Here is a 15,839-nt window from a genome sequence, read left to right as displayed (position 1 = left end):
TGCGTGACAGCTATTTTGACAGCAAAACCATCAAAATAGCTGTGAAAATTAGATTTACTCGTTAACACAGCCGCAGACTAGCGGCTACCGATGCTGTCGATGTCGAACCGTTCCAAAGGATCGAACCAAATCACGTTAGACCCAGATGTCCACATGATGGTAAGTGTATTTTGCCGCTCGGTCAATCGGCTACGTAACGTCGGAACATCAGGAACGCCAAGTGAACGAGCCAATTGCTCGGCAAAATCGCCTCGAACAGCCTTATAAAGATAGCTGGCAGGCTTCCCCATAGGTAGAGTAGTCCAAGCCCGCCAATTCATCTGTTTGGGCTTTGTTTCTGGTTTGAGCAAATCTCGTAGAAAAAGAAAATAATCCGCCTCTATAAACTGCTCTACCGGCACGCAAGTCGCAAGTTCGCCTGCCACATGCCGGTCGTACAGTATGTTTCCTTGAAGTGACAGCTTATGCCAACTCAGGCGCTCATTGCGTTGGTAGAGCAGCGCTACAGGTTGACAAAGCGCGGTGAATGGGACAAAGGCAGGCTGGGCATAGTTGCTGGTTCGCGCATAAAGATCTTCGTCAAGGAGCGTCGCCAGCAGTTCCCAGCGTTTATTCTGGATCAGAAGGGCAACGAACATAATAAACAGTTCATAACCGAGAAACTTTGCAAGATCACGGGTGAAGGTATCACCTCTTGAGTGTTGTTCTGGCGGGAACGTATACAAATTGAGGATATCAGCAAATCCCTCGTATACGGTCTGAGCCGCTTCGACTACATTTCTCTCAGCAATTACAGTGATGACATGCGCAAATTCGACGGCTAGCGTGGTCGAAGCATCTATCGCCTGGACCAGCTGTTCGTCAAGTATGTCCTGCTTGTTGGTAGGCGGAATCAGCGGAATTCTCGCAACCAGATCCGCCATATAGTCACGTACGCGAGCAGGCATATCAGGATGTCCTTCTCTGATAGCATTCATGGCTTTTTCTGCAAATGATACCACTGCAATCGGCAGTGGCTCGTCTAATTTCAAAATGTCGAGGAGTGCCGCTTTGAGTCTATTCTCCAAATCTCTACGTATGTCTGCCCGGCTTCTCCCCTCAACCTCCACCGCATCCTTCGGCAACAGGTAGCCAATTGCCCGGTGCTGGCGTAGATCGAATGGCAAATCTGGCTGAGCGCCGTAGGCAGTATTCATCACCATGATAATACGTTCACTGCCCAATGCCCTCCGAGCATACGCTAGTTCATACACCACGTTCGGGTTGGGTGTCAGACGCTTTTCGCCCTGGTTAACGATGGTGACATCTCCGACAAATATGTGCGCCCGGTTGATTTTCTCTAGAATTGTCTTGGCAATGTCAGGTGAACCAGGCACACCTTTTGTGTCGCGTTCAATCACCGGCTCCACATCGAGCGTGTCATCTTTTTTGAGCGCTTTAATCGCTCGCCTGAGTGCCTCCTCGATGCATGAACGAGTCGTTTTGCCATCCAGGTCAGACTGCCAAGAGTAGAAGATGATGCGTTTGTTTTCTTCCATAACTCCCTCATTCCAGCTACGTTACTCCATACGCCAAGTTGAGCCATGCGGTCGGCTTTCTCGTGATAAATGCAACCGTATTTTAATGGCTCAACGAGCGAGGCGTCAACAGCTTGGGGTTTCAAAAGAACCTATTCCCCTGTAAAAAGGTCATCTAACTTATTCATCATTTCGCGCTGCATAGAGGGCAACACATGAGAGTATCGGTCCATTGTCATTGTGATACTACTATGCCCTAAAAGTTCTTGCACCAGCTTTGGATGTATTCCCATACTCAGTAAGATGGTTGCAGCACTGTGACGCAGATCGTGAAAGCGGATATTGGGTAAACCAGCCTCTTTCAAGAGGTTTTTGAACTCTCTTCGTATCTCGGATGGATCGCGAAAGCCTCCTGCTCTTGCCGCAAAGACTATATCTCTCTCCTGCCACACACTGGCAAATCGTACCCGCATAGCGGCCTGACGTTTCCTTTCCTGGAGCAGCGCCTCCATAACGAAGCGAGGTAACAGAATTTTGCGTCTGCTTTGTTCCGTCTTCGGTGGGTTCTCAACCAGACGGCCCTGTTTATCACGCCCTACAGAGCGGCGAACCTGCAAACCGCCTTCTTCAAAATTGATATCCTGCCATTTAAGACCAATTAACTCGCCCTGCCGCATCCCGGTCGTGACCGCAAGAATGAGTAAGGTTTCCAGACGGGTTCCTTTCGCGGCCTCTAGTAACCTCTGAGCTTGTTCCTTGTCCAGGGGTTGAATATCGTGCTTCTCAGCACGAGGGGGTTGTACTTTATCACACACATTGAAAGAGAGACGACTCCAGTTCACTGCATCTTTCAACGCTTTATGGAGCATGCGATGTACCGCCCGAATCGTTTCCGCCGCATACTTTCTTTTCTTCATGCTAGTATACAAAGCATTGATTTGATCTGCTGAAAGGTTCTGCAATTTCGTCTTTCCAAGTGTAGGCAAAACATAATTACGAAGCAACTTTCTATATTGCCTGTATGAGCTATAGCTGATATTTCCTTGATGTACGTCCTCTAACCAATACTCGAAAAACTGCTCTACCGTTTGCTGTGGCCCGGTGGCTAATCGTCCTTGCTGTTTTGCTAGCCAGGCTTTCTCTAGCTTGGCGTAGGCTTCCGCTTCCGTACGAGCATATTCTTCTTTGTATCCGCTCCTGGTGTCTTCAGCCTTATACTTGGCAACATAGCGCCCATCGCTGCCGCGCTGATACACGGAACCGAAGCCGCGTATGCCTTTTTCTTTCTTCCGCCGAGGCATAATTTATGATCTCACTTTTCTAAGAGTTAAAGACGATCCGATGAATAGACATACTCCCGAGAGTACTCATTTTTGAGGCTCAGAGAGGCGAGAAATGGGCTTGTTCGGCCTGGATGGATTTTTGTGCTCTCAAAACAAGCCCTGATTGTCCGTATCAAGACGCTTCCCACAGCGTGTGCTGCTCTGCCGCATTTTCGGTGGAGCAAACCCACACATGGTCAGGAAACGCCCATCCGTTGAGCGTGTGTACGTAAAGCACGCCTCTCCTCGTTCTGGCTTCCCATACCTGATAGACAAACCGCTCTTGACTTGATCGTTCAACCTCACAGAACACGCCACTATTTACCCCTCTATGATGGTCAAGCACAGCTCTGTTGATCGTTTTTGTGACCGGGAAGCGCGGGGGCTTCTCTCCTCCAGGGGAAACTACCTGGGGCACTGGCAGGCTCCTGTATTCCAACTCTTGCTTGCAACAGTTCATCATCGCGGTATTGGGATATCCTAAGAATGGATCTCCTGGTCTCTGAACCTGCAACAACGTTTTCAGCTTCAACGTCTCCTGGCTGTAGCGGTCCTGAACCTCCTGGTCAGACATTGCACGCACACTCTCACGAAGAGATTGCTTCATGGTTTCTTTCCTTTCACTTCCCCTGGTGATTGGTACACCAGGGGAAATCATACTGCTTGTTTTTCACTTACCCATGCATCATCAGTTCTGGTATTTCCGGTGGGAGTTCATCCCAGGTCCGTCCATCGAGCAGTCGCCCACCGCTGTTGTGATACCGACCTCCCACCTGTTTGAAGAAAAAGCGAATGTTGGCTGCCTGACACTGCTCTCGTGCGGCACGCGCCCAATTCAGATCAAAGGGACGCGAAGTTGGACCGCTCTCGCCGCCGCAAATCAGCCATTGGAGGTCGGAAAGCCAGGGAGTAAAATCGACCTCCTCTAGTGCTGGCTCATAACTCACAAACCTCACCACAACAGGCACACCCAGAAGATGATCGATATTTTCGTCTGCATCCTCTTGTTCAGCTACGGAGGTTCCCAGCCAGATGTTATCGGGCCATTGCCGCTGCCAGGGAGCCATCAAGAGAATATTTTCAGGCCGTTTGGTCAGCAACAACCAGTTGAGCCAGGGCGTCTTGTCAATCTGTTCCCACAATTTCTCGCGCTCTGGCGGCAACTGCGGATGCTCTTCAAACACATCTGCCATGCTTGCACAAAAGACGCTGGCGCGATGTCCGATCCGCTGGGCCTCTCGATTCCATTTCAATGGTTCATTCCAGTGTTTCTCTCCAAACGTCCATCGTGGCGTTGTTGAGGCTGGCCCCCATATCTTTTTGCCAACGCGTTTGGCGAACCCTTCTGCATAGCAGTTCTTACAACCAGTGGCGATTTTGCAACATCCCCACCAGGGATTGAAGGTATAGCCAGGAACGATTGTGCCATCTGGCAAGGATCGCTGCGTCCATTCAATCGTGGTTTTCATGCGGTTTTGTCCTCTCGCTGCTCAATGACTGTCTGGGGCACGGCAAACAGTTTCCGCGCTCCAGGATAGTTCAGAATCGGGCCAAAGGGCTGAGCCTGGTTCAAGATCAGCCCGTAGCGGCCAAGAAACCAGGGGCTGTCGGATTCCTCGACCACATCAACCAGTTCCGCCTTGCCCACAATCGCTTTGCGGGAATATGCCTCTTTCGTTTGTGGCATCCGTTCAGCTAAGCGTGTTCCAGGCTCCCCAAAGCGCCATTGCCAGAACGCGTGATCAAGTTGCCCATCGGGATGAAACAGTGTTTCATCGACCTGTGATCCAGCATGTAAGTAGAGCAAGCCGCGATACCGAGTAGACCAGTCCCGATTCTCGACTGCTTTGGGTGGCATGCCACAGGTTTGCACAATCTCTGGATGCGTCAGTATCCAGGTCCAGGGTTGCCGGACGCTAATGCACTGCACACTCTCTGGTTGTGGCAGCGTCTCTGGCAGGATCACCTGCACAGATGAGAGCACAGCTTGTAACAGCGAGACAATCATGCTTACATGACATTGACTGTATTCACGACATCCGCATAGCAGTATGAGCGGGTAGCCCTCTCGGAGATAGCGGATGAGTCCTCCAATCCCGGTCTCTGCATCCCTCAAGCTAATTGGCCCTCCTCTCGCATGATTCTGATTGCCCAGGTACTTTCCTGCCCAACGATAACGCGCTCCATACGTTGCCCGTAGCGCGGCCTCATTCCAGGCTGGCATCTGTGATCGAGGTGTGTAACGGGTATCAATCAGCAGCATCCAGGGATCTGTCTGCATCAGATGTCTGATCAGGGCTGCATCTCGACTATAGCCACAGGGATAGACCTGCATGTGGTTAGCATTCATAGGATTCCTTTCAAGAAAGCGAGGCAATGACCCGCTCCATGAGTATCTTCATCACAGGAGGCGTAACGGCATTGCCGAGTTGCTTGATTTGCTCGCGCCGCGTCCCTGTGATGACATACTCAGGAGGGAAAGCCATCGCTGCTTGTATCTCTTTCGGGACAAGCATCCTGAATCCGCACTCCTCGACGGAGATCGTTTTGCCAGTGATCAGCGCACACCGATCCAATGTCGTGACCGTCGGCACAGGCCGAGTGGCCGGGACGAGTTGAGCATTGTTGTAGTAGGGCATCAACCAGGCTGGAGGTGTGACAACGCTGTGGTAATTGCCTGCCGCACAGATGGTTGAAAAGGGTCCGGTGATAGCGCGTGGTCGGTATTCTCCCAAATGATCCATAAGAAATGGTGGTATGAGAAGCGCATTGTCGTCATAGGCGGTCTGTGTAGGAAATGGCTGTGCAGTGACATATGTCGCACGTGTGTTTAGATGGTTAAGGTTGAGCAGAAATGGCACGACCAGACCGTGATGCTGGCCGCCAGCACACACCGTCGCCAGCGCTTCGGTCACGCCACGAGCCGTTGATGTCCCATGCAACTCTGCGATAAAAGGCATAACCAGCCCTTGTGTTTCCGTTGCTGTTTGGGTCGGGAATGGCTCCTGTGTCACATCTCTGAGTCGATCCTGTACCCTGGTCATTGGGATGCTAAATGGATGACCAGCAAACTTTTTTAGTCCGTACTCAATGCGCTGCATAGTCTTCGTTCGTAACGGCTTTGTGCGGTCGCCGATACGTGGCGCTGGAAGAGACCAGTCAATAGCATTCATGGCGGCATAGTAGTAGGGCACCACTTCAATAGCACAGCCAGGGCAACAATAGATATATTGCTGCCTGTACTTGCCGTAACGCCTGCTCGGCTTCTTCCAACATTGCACCGCGTCCACCTTCTTCTCACACTTCTGACAGTATGCAGCTGGTGTGATCTTCACATTCGGTTTGCGGTTGCCGTGCTTCCAGGCGACAAAGTACATACGGTCTCGACTCTGGGGTGTCGGATGCGCGTGCATCGAATTGAGGTAGACCAGTTCAAAGTCATACCCCAGGCTCTGCCACGCCTGCAACCATGCCTGAAACGGACGCCAAAGGTGAGCATCCACGACATTTTCCAGAATGACTCCTTGATAATCGTGATATTCGGCCCAGTCAAGGGGTGTCCACATCGTACACCTCGACCGCTCCTCTGCTTCTGCTGCCAGGTCTGGCTCACCTGTATCCCACAGACTAGCGCCTTGCTCTTTGCGCTTGCGGCCTTTGGCAAGGCTATGCGACGTACATTCAGGCGATGCAATCAATATCGTTGTGCCAGGGAAGCGTCTGGGACTGGCTGTGTGCAAGTCAGTCAGCGCATGCAGCGTGTTGGGATAGTTCGTATTGTGTGTCTCTATAGCTCGCTGCCAATGGTTGATCGCTAGCTGCACAGAAGCCCCTGCAAGCGTTGCGCCAGTCGTTGAGCCACCGGCACCGCAAAACATATCAGTAACCGTGATATCGAGCGTCATACGTTCTTTTCCCTTTCACCATGATGGCTCTGCTTCAGGAGAATCTCCTGCCTATCTTCATCACCCATGAGAGCATGGAACAATGAGGGTTGGGACTGCACACAAGCTGCATTCATCCAGATGCATTCGGTGCGCGTCCAGCTGGCGCGTGTCGCCTCCCCGTTTTCAGCAGATACTCGCACCGCCGAAGAACAGCGGACATTGAGCGTCAGACAATGCCAGGAAGCCAGCGCCTCTTGATAGAGGGGATGAGCGTAGCCAGAAAGCAAAATCATCCCCTTCACCTGCTGAACGCAAGAGAGCAGCCGCTCATGGTCCACCTCGCTCATCTCGTGGTGATAACACAGGTGTTTGCGCCTGGTCTCCAACACATAGGGCGGGTCCAGGTAAAAACACGTGTGAGGGCTATCATAGGCGTGCATGACCGTTTCAAAATCTCGATGATCGATCTGGACATGGGCGAGCCTGCTGGTACAGGCACTCAGATTCGCAATGTTGCTAGTCCAGCCACGTGCAGGGTTCGATCCCGGCTTCTTGGTACTGCTCCAGCCGGTGTTGCGAATGGAGCTATTCATACTGAGCATCACGCCCGCATACCACTGCCGCGCCTTCTCGATGGGATCTGGTGCCTCTTCCCAATGTTTGAGACAAGCATAATACTCTTCACGCGCATAGGGGGTGAGGGCCAGCTGGTGTTGCAACACCTCGGCCTGTTCAGGATCACGTAGCACGCGAAAAAAATTCACGACGCCGCTATCCAGGTCGTTGAAGATCTCCAGGGGACTTGGCGACTTGGCAAACAGGAGCGCCCCGGAGCCACCAAACACTTCACAGTACACCTGATGCACGGGTAAGAGTGAGACGAGGGTGGGAGCAAGCGCTTCCTTGCCCCCGTACCAGCCAAATGGTTTCTTCATGTGCTTCCCTCGCTAACCTGCCTGTTCATGTTCGGTAATCCAGCGTTCCAGAGAGGCACGCGATACCCGCATAAAGCCGTTGTCGATCTTGACGGTAGGCAATCCATTGCGCTTGATATGACGATAGACCTGGTTACGGCTCACCTGCAAGGCACTAGCAACTTGTCCAATGGTCAGCAATATGGGAGGAGCAAGCACCTCGCTCACGGGAGTCTTTTTCTTTCGTTTGTCCATAGGTATATCCTTCCTGCTTGTTCTTACAACAAAGCGTTATTGTTCAGCGTCCGTGTCTTCCTGACTATGTGAAGAGCCAATTTCATCTGAAGAACTCAATTCAAGCGTATGAAAGCGGGTGCGAGCAGCATCAAAACCTAGCCTGATGGTGCCGACAGGTCCATTGCGGTGTTTGGCGATGATGATATCAGCGGTGCCCCTGGCCTCTATGTTTTCCGGGTCGTAGAGTTCCTCCCGGTAGATGAAAAGCACCACATCGGCATCGTTCTCGATGGCTCCCGATTCGCGCAGGTCGGAGAGTTGTGGAAACTTGTTCCGACGACTTTCGACGGCCCTGGAGAGTTGAGCGAGCGCCAGCACCGGCACCTGTAACTCTTTGGCAATAGCTTTGAGACCTCGGCTAATCTCCGCAATCTCCTGCTCCCGGTTCTGAGAGCGTTTGTCTGAAGCGGCATGCATGAGTTGCAGATAGTCCACCACGATGAGATCCAGAGGGTGTTGGGTGTGCAAACGTCGGGCCTTGCTGCGTAAGGCTGGGACAGAGAGCGCAGGGGTATCATCGATCCACAAATGCCCTGAGGACAGTGCGTTCATAGCACTGATAACCTGTTCCCACTCTTCATCCATGATCCATCCCGTCCGAAGCCGTTGCTGATCGATCTGCGAGGTCATCGACACCAGGCGCATGCCCAACTGTTTCTTGCTCATTTCCAGAGAGAAGACGGCGACATGACGGTCAGACTGATAGGCGGCATTGGAGGCGACACTCAGCGCAAAGCTCGTTTTTCCAACTGCTGGACGAGCGGCCAGGATAATCAAGTCTGAAGGGTGCAGGCCTCCTAGCGGAAAATCGAGATGGTGAAAGCCCGTCGGCACGCCAATGACTTTTTCTTGACGTTCGTGCAGTGCCTGTAAGCCTTCCATGCACTCCTCGATGATGGTGCTGATGTGGGAGAATTCAGACGTCAGACGGCTCTGCCCCAGAGCAAAGATCAGTTGCTCAGCCGTCTCCAGCGCATGTTCTTCATCGGTGTACGCAGCCCCGGCAATTTGCCCTGCAACGTGAATAAGGCGGCGAGCCAATGCCTTCAATGCCACAATGCGACCGTAGTATTCGATGTTGCCACTGGTCGGCACAACATTCACCAGCGAGGAAATGAAGGCACGGCCTCCCATCGCTTTGAGTTTGCCTCCCCGTTCCAATTCGTTGCACAACGTGATGAAATCGGCCAGTTCCCGGCGTGCTGCCAGCGTGAGAATCGTCTCGTACAGGGTGCGATGTGCATCGCGGTAAAAGTCATCCGCCGAGAGCAGATCCATCACCAGATCCAGTGCATCAGGATCAATCAGCAAGCTTCCCAGGACTCCTTCTTCTGCCTCGATGCTAAAAGGTAACGCTCGTTCCATCATGGCTTAGCTCTGTTCCTTTCGTTCACTAGCCCGTGCAGGCCCATTGAAGGCGGCGCGGTATTCCTGTTCCAAATGCATCAGACTGCGATGAGTGGCGCTCTGCCCTGTAGCACTAGCAGTTGCGCCACTAGCACGACTGCTAGTGCCAATGGCCTTTGTCTCCGCGCTTTGTTGCCACTTTGCCTGACGTTCGGCCACCATTTCGCGTTCACGTTTGAGCCAGCGCCGGAAAAATGCCAGCGTCATCCGTTGTCGTTTCTTGTTGCGTGCGGGATCATCGATCCATTCACGAGCGGCGTCGGCTTCACTGAGCAGCGAAAGGCCTGGAACGCGCAGAAATTCCGCCACCAATCGCCTCAAAGGGGGAGTTGCCGCGAGTTTGAGGATCTCAGCCACCTGGACACTCATCTGCGTCACGTGTTGCTGCTGATCCGCTTGCTCTTGTATCTGGTTGCCGTCGACGCGGGTGGACAAAGGGGGAAAGGGAATAACGTTACTTTCCTCTTCCTCTTCCCTTTCAGATTCAGTTCTCTTCCCTTCCCCTTCCCCTTCTAGCGGGGTTTTTCCGGGAGTATCTAGAATTTTCCCGGATTCCCCCGGATTTTCCGGGGAAAGTTGGGAGGTAATGATTCCCGTTTCAGAAAGCTCCTGATGTTTGTCCTCTGATGAAGGAGGCGCTGGATATTTGGAACGTGTGGGTTTATTGAGTGTTTGCCACTCATACCAGCGGGTCAGGCTATAGTAGCGATGTTTGCCTCCCTGATAGAGTTGAATGAGGTCATTGGCCTCCAGTTCTTGCAGGGCTTGCTCAATGATCTCCGGGGCATAGTCCAATTCCCGACCTAGTAACTTGGTGTGGGCCAGCTCCCGGCCTTCGTCATCAGCGTTAAGGACTAGGCCGATGAGGATCAGCCGGACATCGCCACTACTGAGTGCCATCACATCAGGGTCTTTCAAGAACTTGGTGGGCAGCATGCGACGTGTTGCCATAGGATCTCCTCGCTTTCATGAACATGAGACAGTGCAATGCAAGTCGGTGTACAGCATTGCTCCTGATGACATTGGAGATATAGCATATAGAACCTGGACTGAACCTGAAATCAACCTGGAAGGAAACCTGTAAATCTGTAAATCGATCTGAAAAGCACCTGTAAACCAGAACAGAACCTGGAAGGAAACCTGAAAACCGACCGGAAAAGGGAGCAGATAAGCAAAGCCAGATTTGATGATGCGTAAGAAAAGGCATGCTTATTCTCTGAGAGACAATAGAGCTTCCAACAGCCTGAGAAGTCGTGAGAAGGCAACCATCATTTCCTGTCACTCCCCAAATTATCTGCACATTTCCTCCAAGAAGTAGTTTCATACGCCACCTTCTTCTAAGGACTCAGACCACAGGGATTGCACAGGCAATGGATAATTGCACAACAACACTTCAGTGGCTTCGCGCATCTCTTCTCCAACAGCTCCCGCCAGTGTCGAGGGTTTGTGTTGATGCCAAACGAGCCGACGCCAGCGAGGTGCGGGATACCACACATCCAGATCAGCGTGAGGATAATAGGAGAGGGCGACATAGCCCTGTAGCATATTGAGCCGTTCGGCTAAACGCTCATGATCGAAGCGCTGTTTGGGGTGCTTGCGTATTCCAGCCTGATAATAGTATTCTGCTCCAATATAAGGGGGATCGACATAATGCAACGTGGTCGGAGAATCATACTCTTCAAGCACACGCAACACATCCCGGTTCTCGATGATCACCTTTGGCTGCGTTAGCCGCTCTTGAACCAGCGTAAAGAGATCCAGAACGGAACGATAGGCCGCAGCACTACTTGTTGTATTGTTCCAGCCAACTGGCGCTGCTCGGAGCCAACCAGTGCCAGTTCCGCGCAACACGTAGAAGAACAGGGCCGCCCGCTCAAGTGGGTCTCTCTCGCTGCCATCAAAAAGCCGTCTATGCGCATCGTAGTACAGTTTGCGGCTGTAAGGCAGCGTGCTGAGAGAGGCAACCAGCCCGTCCGCGTGGTCACGGACCTGGAGCCAGAAGTTCACCAGGTCATCATTCAGATCATTGTAAATTTCCCGATGGCCCCAATTGGGCTTCTGCATCAGGACATGAGCCGCGCCCCCACACGGCTCCAGATAGGTGGTATAGCTATGCGGCGAAGGAAAAGCCGCCACAATGCGCGAGGCCGAGGCGTACTTTCCTCCAATCCATTTCAGCGGAGAACGAAGCGCTGGCACATTCATAGGAGATATCCCTCGCTTTCATAGACCGGCTCCAGCCAACGGATCACTTTGCCTGATTTTCTGGCATAGGCGATCTCGCGTTGGGTCGATTCACCTATGTAACCGCCAACATTGAGCACCAGAACTTCATGTGCCAGATCGATTTTGAAGAAGTGAAGCAGATCCAGGGCGGTTTTATCAACCGGACCAAGCGCCAGATCGTAGTCCGATTTCGTATCACAGCCAATGGAAAGCACAATCTTTCCGGCCAGCGTTTCTCGTAGGTTGGCCTCTTGAAACGCTTGTGAAAAGCGAGTTGAACCGCATAAACAGACAATGGTTGGCGCTGGAGTACTCGCTTTGCGGATGAGGAAATCTTCCAGTGTTATCATGCTTGCACCTCGCTCATCTCTAGCAAAGGCTGGACAATGCCCTCTGCCACAATCTGTGGCACCAGAACATCAGCGCGGACTTCCTGACCGGTCCAGCGGTCCGGCCAGGTATTCAAAGCAATTAACTCTAAAATGCGAGCGTGCTCTTCTTCGTTGATCAGATCGATCAGTGGTCGCCCTTGCTCGCTAGCGGTCCGATTCACCTCGTTCTGAATGGCGAGGACCTGACTCAATCCATAGCGTCGGGCATCCATGTGATATGGCCCCATACGCATCGGCGACTTGGAGAGGGAACCGTCTTTCTTGCGCTCCTCCTGCTTGCGAAGGCGATAGCGAGGTTTCATCAACTCCTGATAGAGTGGACGTAACCGTTTGAGAGGGGCAAGATAGTGCCATTGAGGAAGTTTCAGCACTGTATCGAGAGCAACGTCCTTTGATGCGAGATTGCAGCCCACACAGCCAGTCCGAGCGTTGATCTCTTCGGCCTCATCGCCACCATAGGACTCGGCCACCAGCTGGGTTGAGAAGCTCTGAGTTGGTGCGTAGAAGGTCAGCCAGTCCCACACATGGCACACTCTCCAATGCAGCAAGGGGGCCAGCGTATCGGCGACGGATTCAGGCGTCTTGGCTTGAAACCACCCTTGTCCGCATTCGGCCCCATCACGGGAACAGGAGAGGGCAATGCGCTGATCGCGAGCCGCACTCTCACCTAGGCGCACCCCGGTCAGCATCAGGAACTTCTCCCCATACTGGCTTCGCAAGCTGACGAGTGCTTGTTCCATCGGTTCCACTTTGATCTGAGGAGTACACCAGCGAAACAGGTTTTTCGGTGCAGGGACACCTCGACCAAACATATAGACAAAGAACCTGTCATCCAGGGCAGGCAAGACAATCTGGGTCTTGATGCCCGCTTTCTGCAACTCGCTCAGAATGGTCATCGCACAGGCATGCAGCGGCGGCAACTCCATTCTGGTATCGGCATACAAGACCGTCAGTGAAGAGGGAGCTGGGATCATCTCTGACTGAATAAGAGAGGCAACATACGTGACAAGGGCGGTGCTATCCTTCCCACCGCTGTAGGCAATTGCCCAGTGACGATATCCTGCCCCATAAAGCTGCAACGACTCTCTGGTCAATTCCTGAGCATGCTCAAGTGTCAGGCGCTCTCCTTCCCATAAGCTCTCGCGTTTCATCTCTGGCCTCCTGTCATATCGCGCTGAAATTGGTCAATGAGGCCTTCAAGCAGCGCTAACAGTTCCGACTCCAGCACTTGATCTTGCTCGTAGGCATCATCCGTCGGCGTCTGGGTTCCGCGAGCTGCTCGCCGATCCAGATAGCGGCGCTCTCGTTGCTGTTTGGAGGTGAGGCGCTCTTTCATTCCCATGAGCCAGGCGATCCCCTCTTCGACGGTCATGGTGTCAAGATGCTTCTGATAGGTGAGAGAACCGACGGCACCTCGTGTGTGTTTTCCTTGCTTCACGGTCACGCCTCCAACCCGGTGAGCCATCCAAGTTGCTCAGCCGTGAGACCATAGAGGGTACAAAGATGCTTGCGGTAGATCGGGCGTGGTTTGCTCTCGCCGCGTTCCCACCGTCCAACCAGTTTGGCGCAAATGGCAACATCGGCTTTGCCTTCCTCTGCGCATCGTTTGTAGAGTTCATCAGCAACATCTTGCTGCGACCAGCCGCGCAGGAGCCGCTGGTATCTCAGGGGTGAACATGAAAGGGTTGCATGCATAGCATCACGGGGTTCTCCTGCATAGATTCCGTGTGTTATCATAAATTTGTAACTCCTTTGAGAGCGTGAATCTCGATTGTGCAAACACGAGATTCACGCGAATGGATGACCATACAAATGCGAGGTACAAACGCTGGTAGAAGTGTTGCCTCACATCTGCCAGCACTTTTCTTTTTTGGCTATGAACTGTTCATCGACGCTTCTCCTTCCTCCTCAAGGCTATGGGTTCCTGGAACAATCATACTAAGCTTCAGGCCACAATACCAGAAGTAAATGCACCAAAACATGAGGAGGATTCCAAATTGAGGAAAATTCGGTGCGATTGGCCTGAGTTTCGGCTCCAGAACATCCTCAGCAAGAAACAATGATACCGAAACTCGGCTGACAATACGAGGTAGAGATCGGCCAAAACTCCGAGAAACGTTTCTCAACTTTTGAGAAGTCACCTCCTCGATCTGGAAGGAAACAGACCTTCTTTTTGGCTCGTATCACAGACGCGCATCCGCTACGAGAGCAGTTGACGATTATGGAGATGGATGCAATCATTCCCTCCAATGTCCCTTCTGCAAAATGACGCGTCACGGCTGGTTTTTCGTCCGCTTCTCTGGTACAATGATCGTATTGTTTGATGCTTCGCTTGCGTTTGGCAGCGAGCCGGTCAGACACGCTGAAACAGTGCTTGCACTGCACGTGTCTCTTGTGAGTCTGCAAGCCCAGTTGAGTTTACTCCTGGAAATGACCGGGACTCGTCCTCCTGGTGTTGGTTGAGCTTGCTCCCGCACATAACGGACTTGCTCAAAGAAAAGTACAAAATTTGTACTTTTCTCGCAAAGTTAGAACGGTTCTAACTTTCCCGCAAATTTTGAAATTTTCTAAATTTGACGAGAACGAGAAGTTAAAATAATTTTAACTTTGCCACAGCATATTACCAACGGTTGGTAATATGGCCTGCCGGTGGCGAGAGTCCTTCGGCAGGATCGTGAGATGTCCTTGTTGTGCGTTTCTGTAGGATGTTCCTGCTCCTGCTCGCTTCGAGATGGGCGACGCGGTTAGAAATCTCTGCGAGAGCATGGAGTTCTAAACAGTGTCGAGGTCATCTTGAGAACAAAAGGCAGGTCGTGAGGTCTCGTATGCGCCTCGCCGGTCTAGCGCCAGCGTTGCATCACGTACAAGTTTGACCTGCTCCTGCCGTCCTCGTCATGTGTTTCTCTGGTAGTACCCCTTTCCTCTGCCTCCTCTCTGAAAGGACGTGAGCGCATGGCGACACACTCCAAAAGTATTATCAAAGCGTCATTAGAGCGCCTGGATCACAAGATGGCAATCGGGCAGAGCCGCCGCGAAGCCAAAGAGACGTTGCGTGCGCAACAGGGGAAGGTCTGGTCAGTTTCCACTGGCATGATCCATTCCTTCAAAACCCGCTCAGTCTACCAGGAACATACCCTCAAGTTCGTCAGTTGGGCGCGTCGCACCTATCAGATCAAACAGTTGGAGGATCTGGATACCCAGGCGAACGAGCTGGTAGCAACGTGGCTCCGTGAGCATATTGCCGAAGGAAAAAGTCCCTATACGCTCCAGGTTGAGCGCTCTGCCCTCCGGCTCTTTTTTGACAATCGCACCTTAGCACAAGAGGTTTCCCTCCCGCGTCGCAGCAGAGCGAATATCACCCGCTCTCGTCTTGCAGTCGCCCATGATCGCCACTTTCAACCAGCCAACTGGCAGCCGCTGCTTCAATTCCTCTCAGCGACCGGGTTGCGTCGCCAAGAAGTGCAAATGTTGCACTTTCGAGATATCTCTCAAACACACGATGGCACGATCTCCGTCCATGTTGCTAGCGGCAAAGGGGGGAAGACGCGAGAGGTGCCAGTGCTTCCGGGCCATGAACAGGCCGTCCTCGCCGTCATACAAGAAGGCAAAGAGGCTGATGCCCTTGTCTTTCCACATCTTCCCAAGCACCTGGACATTCATAGTTACCGGCGGGCCTATGCACAGGCGCTCTATCTGCATCATGCTCCAAGGCGCACCTTACCGAAAGCAACAGGCCGCTTGCATCCAGGAGACTATGACCGTCAGGCGATTCTTCTGGTCTCACAGGCTCTTGGACATAATCGCCTGGATGTGGTGCTACGCCACTATGTGCGGTAGATGTTCCACCTCTTCTTTGTCCCTCAGTTGTTGGAAGAAG

At 52.5% G+C, this 15,839-nt stretch carries 16 protein-coding genes; 1 reads left to right on the top strand and 15 read right to left on the bottom strand.

Annotated features, from left to right (window positions below; all coding sequences use genetic code 11):
• Nucleotides 1-77: 77 nt before the first annotated feature.
• The 15 genes from K3T83_RS24420 to K3T83_RS24350 all read right to left on the bottom strand — a co-directional run bounded on the left by K3T83_RS24420 (nt 78) and on the right by K3T83_RS24350 (nt 13,699).
• Nucleotides 78-1,538 carry a nucleotide-binding protein gene (locus K3T83_RS24420; RefSeq protein ID WP_220205539.1) on the bottom strand — a complete coding sequence of 487 codons (1,461 nt, stop codon included), beginning with the start codon at nt 1,536-1,538 and terminating at the stop codon, nt 78-80.
• Between the two features lie 131 nt (nt 1,539-1,669).
• Nucleotides 1,670-2,818, bottom strand: a complete 1,149-nt coding sequence (locus K3T83_RS24415; protein ID WP_220205538.1) for a tyrosine-type recombinase/integrase — start codon at nt 2,816-2,818, stop codon at nt 1,670-1,672.
• Nucleotides 2,819-2,972: 154 nt separating this feature from the next.
• A complete protein-coding gene (locus K3T83_RS24410) occupies nt 2,973-3,446 on the bottom strand; it encodes a hypothetical protein (protein ID WP_220205537.1) in 474 nt (157 codons plus the stop codon).
• A 67-nt stretch (nt 3,447-3,513) separates the two neighbouring features.
• Nucleotides 3,514-4,308 carry a DUF5131 family protein gene (locus K3T83_RS24405; RefSeq protein ID WP_220205536.1) on the bottom strand — a complete coding sequence of 265 codons (795 nt, stop codon included), beginning with the start codon at nt 4,306-4,308 and terminating at the stop codon, nt 3,514-3,516.
• On the bottom strand, nt 4,305-5,189 hold the full coding sequence (locus K3T83_RS24400) for a hypothetical protein (protein ID WP_220205535.1): 885 nt from the start codon (nt 5,187-5,189) through the stop codon (nt 4,305-4,307). The genes K3T83_RS24405 and K3T83_RS24400 overlap by 4 nt, the downstream gene beginning before the upstream one ends.
• A gap of 10 nt (nt 5,190-5,199) precedes the next feature.
• The gene (locus K3T83_RS24395; protein ID WP_220205534.1) at nt 5,200-6,744 is read right to left on the bottom strand and encodes a DNA cytosine methyltransferase; all 1,545 of its coding nucleotides are present in this window, start codon (nt 6,742-6,744) and stop codon (nt 5,200-5,202) included.
• Complete coding sequence (locus tag K3T83_RS24390; protein ID WP_220205533.1) at nt 6,741-7,661, bottom strand: DNA adenine methylase; 921 nt, start codon at nt 7,659-7,661, stop codon at nt 6,741-6,743. The genes K3T83_RS24395 and K3T83_RS24390 overlap by 4 nt, the downstream gene beginning before the upstream one ends.
• Before the next feature lie 12 nt (nt 7,662-7,673).
• Nucleotides 7,674-7,895, bottom strand: a complete 222-nt coding sequence (locus K3T83_RS24385; protein WP_220205532.1) for a helix-turn-helix domain-containing protein — start codon at nt 7,893-7,895, stop codon at nt 7,674-7,676.
• Between the two features lie 36 nt (nt 7,896-7,931).
• On the bottom strand, nt 7,932-9,305 hold the full coding sequence (gene dnaB / locus K3T83_RS24380; RefSeq protein ID WP_220205531.1) for a replicative DNA helicase: 1,374 nt from the start codon (nt 9,303-9,305) through the stop codon (nt 7,932-7,934).
• Nucleotides 9,306-9,308: 3 nt separating this feature from the next.
• Entirely contained in the window at nt 9,309-10,295 is a 987-nt protein-coding gene (locus tag K3T83_RS24375) for a hypothetical protein (protein ID WP_220205530.1), read from the bottom strand.
• 369 nt (nt 10,296-10,664) lie between these two features.
• Nucleotides 10,665-11,549 carry a DNA adenine methylase gene (locus tag K3T83_RS24370; RefSeq protein ID WP_220205529.1) on the bottom strand — a complete coding sequence of 295 codons (885 nt, stop codon included), beginning with the start codon at nt 11,547-11,549 and terminating at the stop codon, nt 10,665-10,667.
• Nucleotides 11,546-11,920, bottom strand: coding sequence for a hypothetical protein (locus K3T83_RS24365; RefSeq protein ID WP_220205528.1), 375 nt, complete (start codon nt 11,918-11,920; stop codon nt 11,546-11,548). Before K3T83_RS24365 ends, K3T83_RS24370 begins: the two co-directional genes overlap by 4 nt.
• Complete coding sequence (locus K3T83_RS24360; protein ID WP_220205527.1) at nt 11,917-13,113, bottom strand: phosphoadenosine phosphosulfate reductase domain-containing protein; 1,197 nt, start codon at nt 13,111-13,113, stop codon at nt 11,917-11,919. The genes K3T83_RS24365 and K3T83_RS24360 overlap by 4 nt, the downstream gene beginning before the upstream one ends.
• Nucleotides 13,110-13,427 carry a hypothetical protein gene (locus K3T83_RS24355; RefSeq protein ID WP_220205526.1) on the bottom strand — a complete coding sequence of 106 codons (318 nt, stop codon included), beginning with the start codon at nt 13,425-13,427 and terminating at the stop codon, nt 13,110-13,112. The genes K3T83_RS24360 and K3T83_RS24355 overlap by 4 nt, the downstream gene beginning before the upstream one ends.
• Entirely contained in the window at nt 13,403-13,699 is a 297-nt protein-coding gene (locus tag K3T83_RS24350) for a helix-turn-helix domain-containing protein (protein WP_220205525.1), read from the bottom strand. Before K3T83_RS24350 ends, K3T83_RS24355 begins: the two co-directional genes overlap by 25 nt.
• A 1,215-nt stretch (nt 13,700-14,914) precedes the next feature.
• Between K3T83_RS24350 and K3T83_RS24345 the strand changes: the two genes are divergently transcribed.
• Nucleotides 14,915-15,799 (top strand): site-specific integrase, encoded by an 885-nt coding sequence (locus K3T83_RS24345; RefSeq protein ID WP_220205524.1) that lies wholly within the window; start codon nt 14,915-14,917, stop codon nt 15,797-15,799.
• Nucleotides 15,800-15,839: the final 40 nt, after the last annotated feature.

It is taken from the genome of Reticulibacter mediterranei, assembly GCF_016587455.1.
This window is presented reverse-complemented; position numbering and strand designations above follow the sequence as displayed.

Bases quoted from the DNA above. Each gene is read 5' to 3' on its own strand.
- K3T83_RS24355 (WP_220205526.1), bottom strand. From the start codon at position 13,427: ATGGCTCACCGGGTTGGAGGCGTGACCGTGAAGCAAGGAAAACACACA.
- dnaB (WP_220205531.1), bottom strand. From the start codon at position 9,305: ATGATGGAACGAGCGTTACCTTTTAGCATCGAGGCAGAAGAAGGAGTC.
- K3T83_RS24345 (WP_220205524.1), top strand. From the start codon at position 14,915: ATGGCGACACACTCCAAAAGTATTATCAAAGCGTCATTAGAGCGCCTG.
- K3T83_RS24375 (WP_220205530.1), bottom strand. From the start codon at position 10,295: ATGGCAACACGTCGCATGCTGCCCACCAAGTTCTTGAAAGACCCTGAT.
- K3T83_RS24415 (WP_220205538.1), bottom strand. From the start codon at position 2,818: ATGCCTCGGCGGAAGAAAGAAAAAGGCATACGCGGCTTCGGTTCCGTG.
- K3T83_RS24370 (WP_220205529.1), bottom strand. From the start codon at position 11,549: ATGAATGTGCCAGCGCTTCGTTCTCCGCTGAAATGGATTGGAGGAAAG.
- K3T83_RS24365 (WP_220205528.1), bottom strand. From the start codon at position 11,920: ATGATAACACTGGAAGATTTCCTCATCCGCAAAGCGAGTACTCCAGCG.
- K3T83_RS24360 (WP_220205527.1), bottom strand. From the start codon at position 13,113: ATGAAACGCGAGAGCTTATGGGAAGGAGAGCGCCTGACACTTGAGCAT.
- K3T83_RS24385 (WP_220205532.1), bottom strand. From the start codon at position 7,895: ATGGACAAACGAAAGAAAAAGACTCCCGTGAGCGAGGTGCTTGCTCCT.
- K3T83_RS24405 (WP_220205536.1), bottom strand. From the start codon at position 4,308: ATGAAAACCACGATTGAATGGACGCAGCGATCCTTGCCAGATGGCACA.
- K3T83_RS24420 (WP_220205539.1), bottom strand. From the start codon at position 1,538: ATGGAAGAAAACAAACGCATCATCTTCTACTCTTGGCAGTCTGACCTG.
- K3T83_RS24395 (WP_220205534.1), bottom strand. From the start codon at position 6,744: ATGACGCTCGATATCACGGTTACTGATATGTTTTGCGGTGCCGGTGGC.
- K3T83_RS24390 (WP_220205533.1), bottom strand. From the start codon at position 7,661: ATGAAGAAACCATTTGGCTGGTACGGGGGCAAGGAAGCGCTTGCTCCC.
- K3T83_RS24410 (WP_220205537.1), bottom strand. From the start codon at position 3,446: ATGAAGCAATCTCTTCGTGAGAGTGTGCGTGCAATGTCTGACCAGGAG.
- K3T83_RS24400 (WP_220205535.1), bottom strand. From the start codon at position 5,189: ATGAATGCTAACCACATGCAGGTCTATCCCTGTGGCTATAGTCGAGAT.
- K3T83_RS24350 (WP_220205525.1), bottom strand. From the start codon at position 13,699: ATGATAACACACGGAATCTATGCAGGAGAACCCCGTGATGCTATGCAT.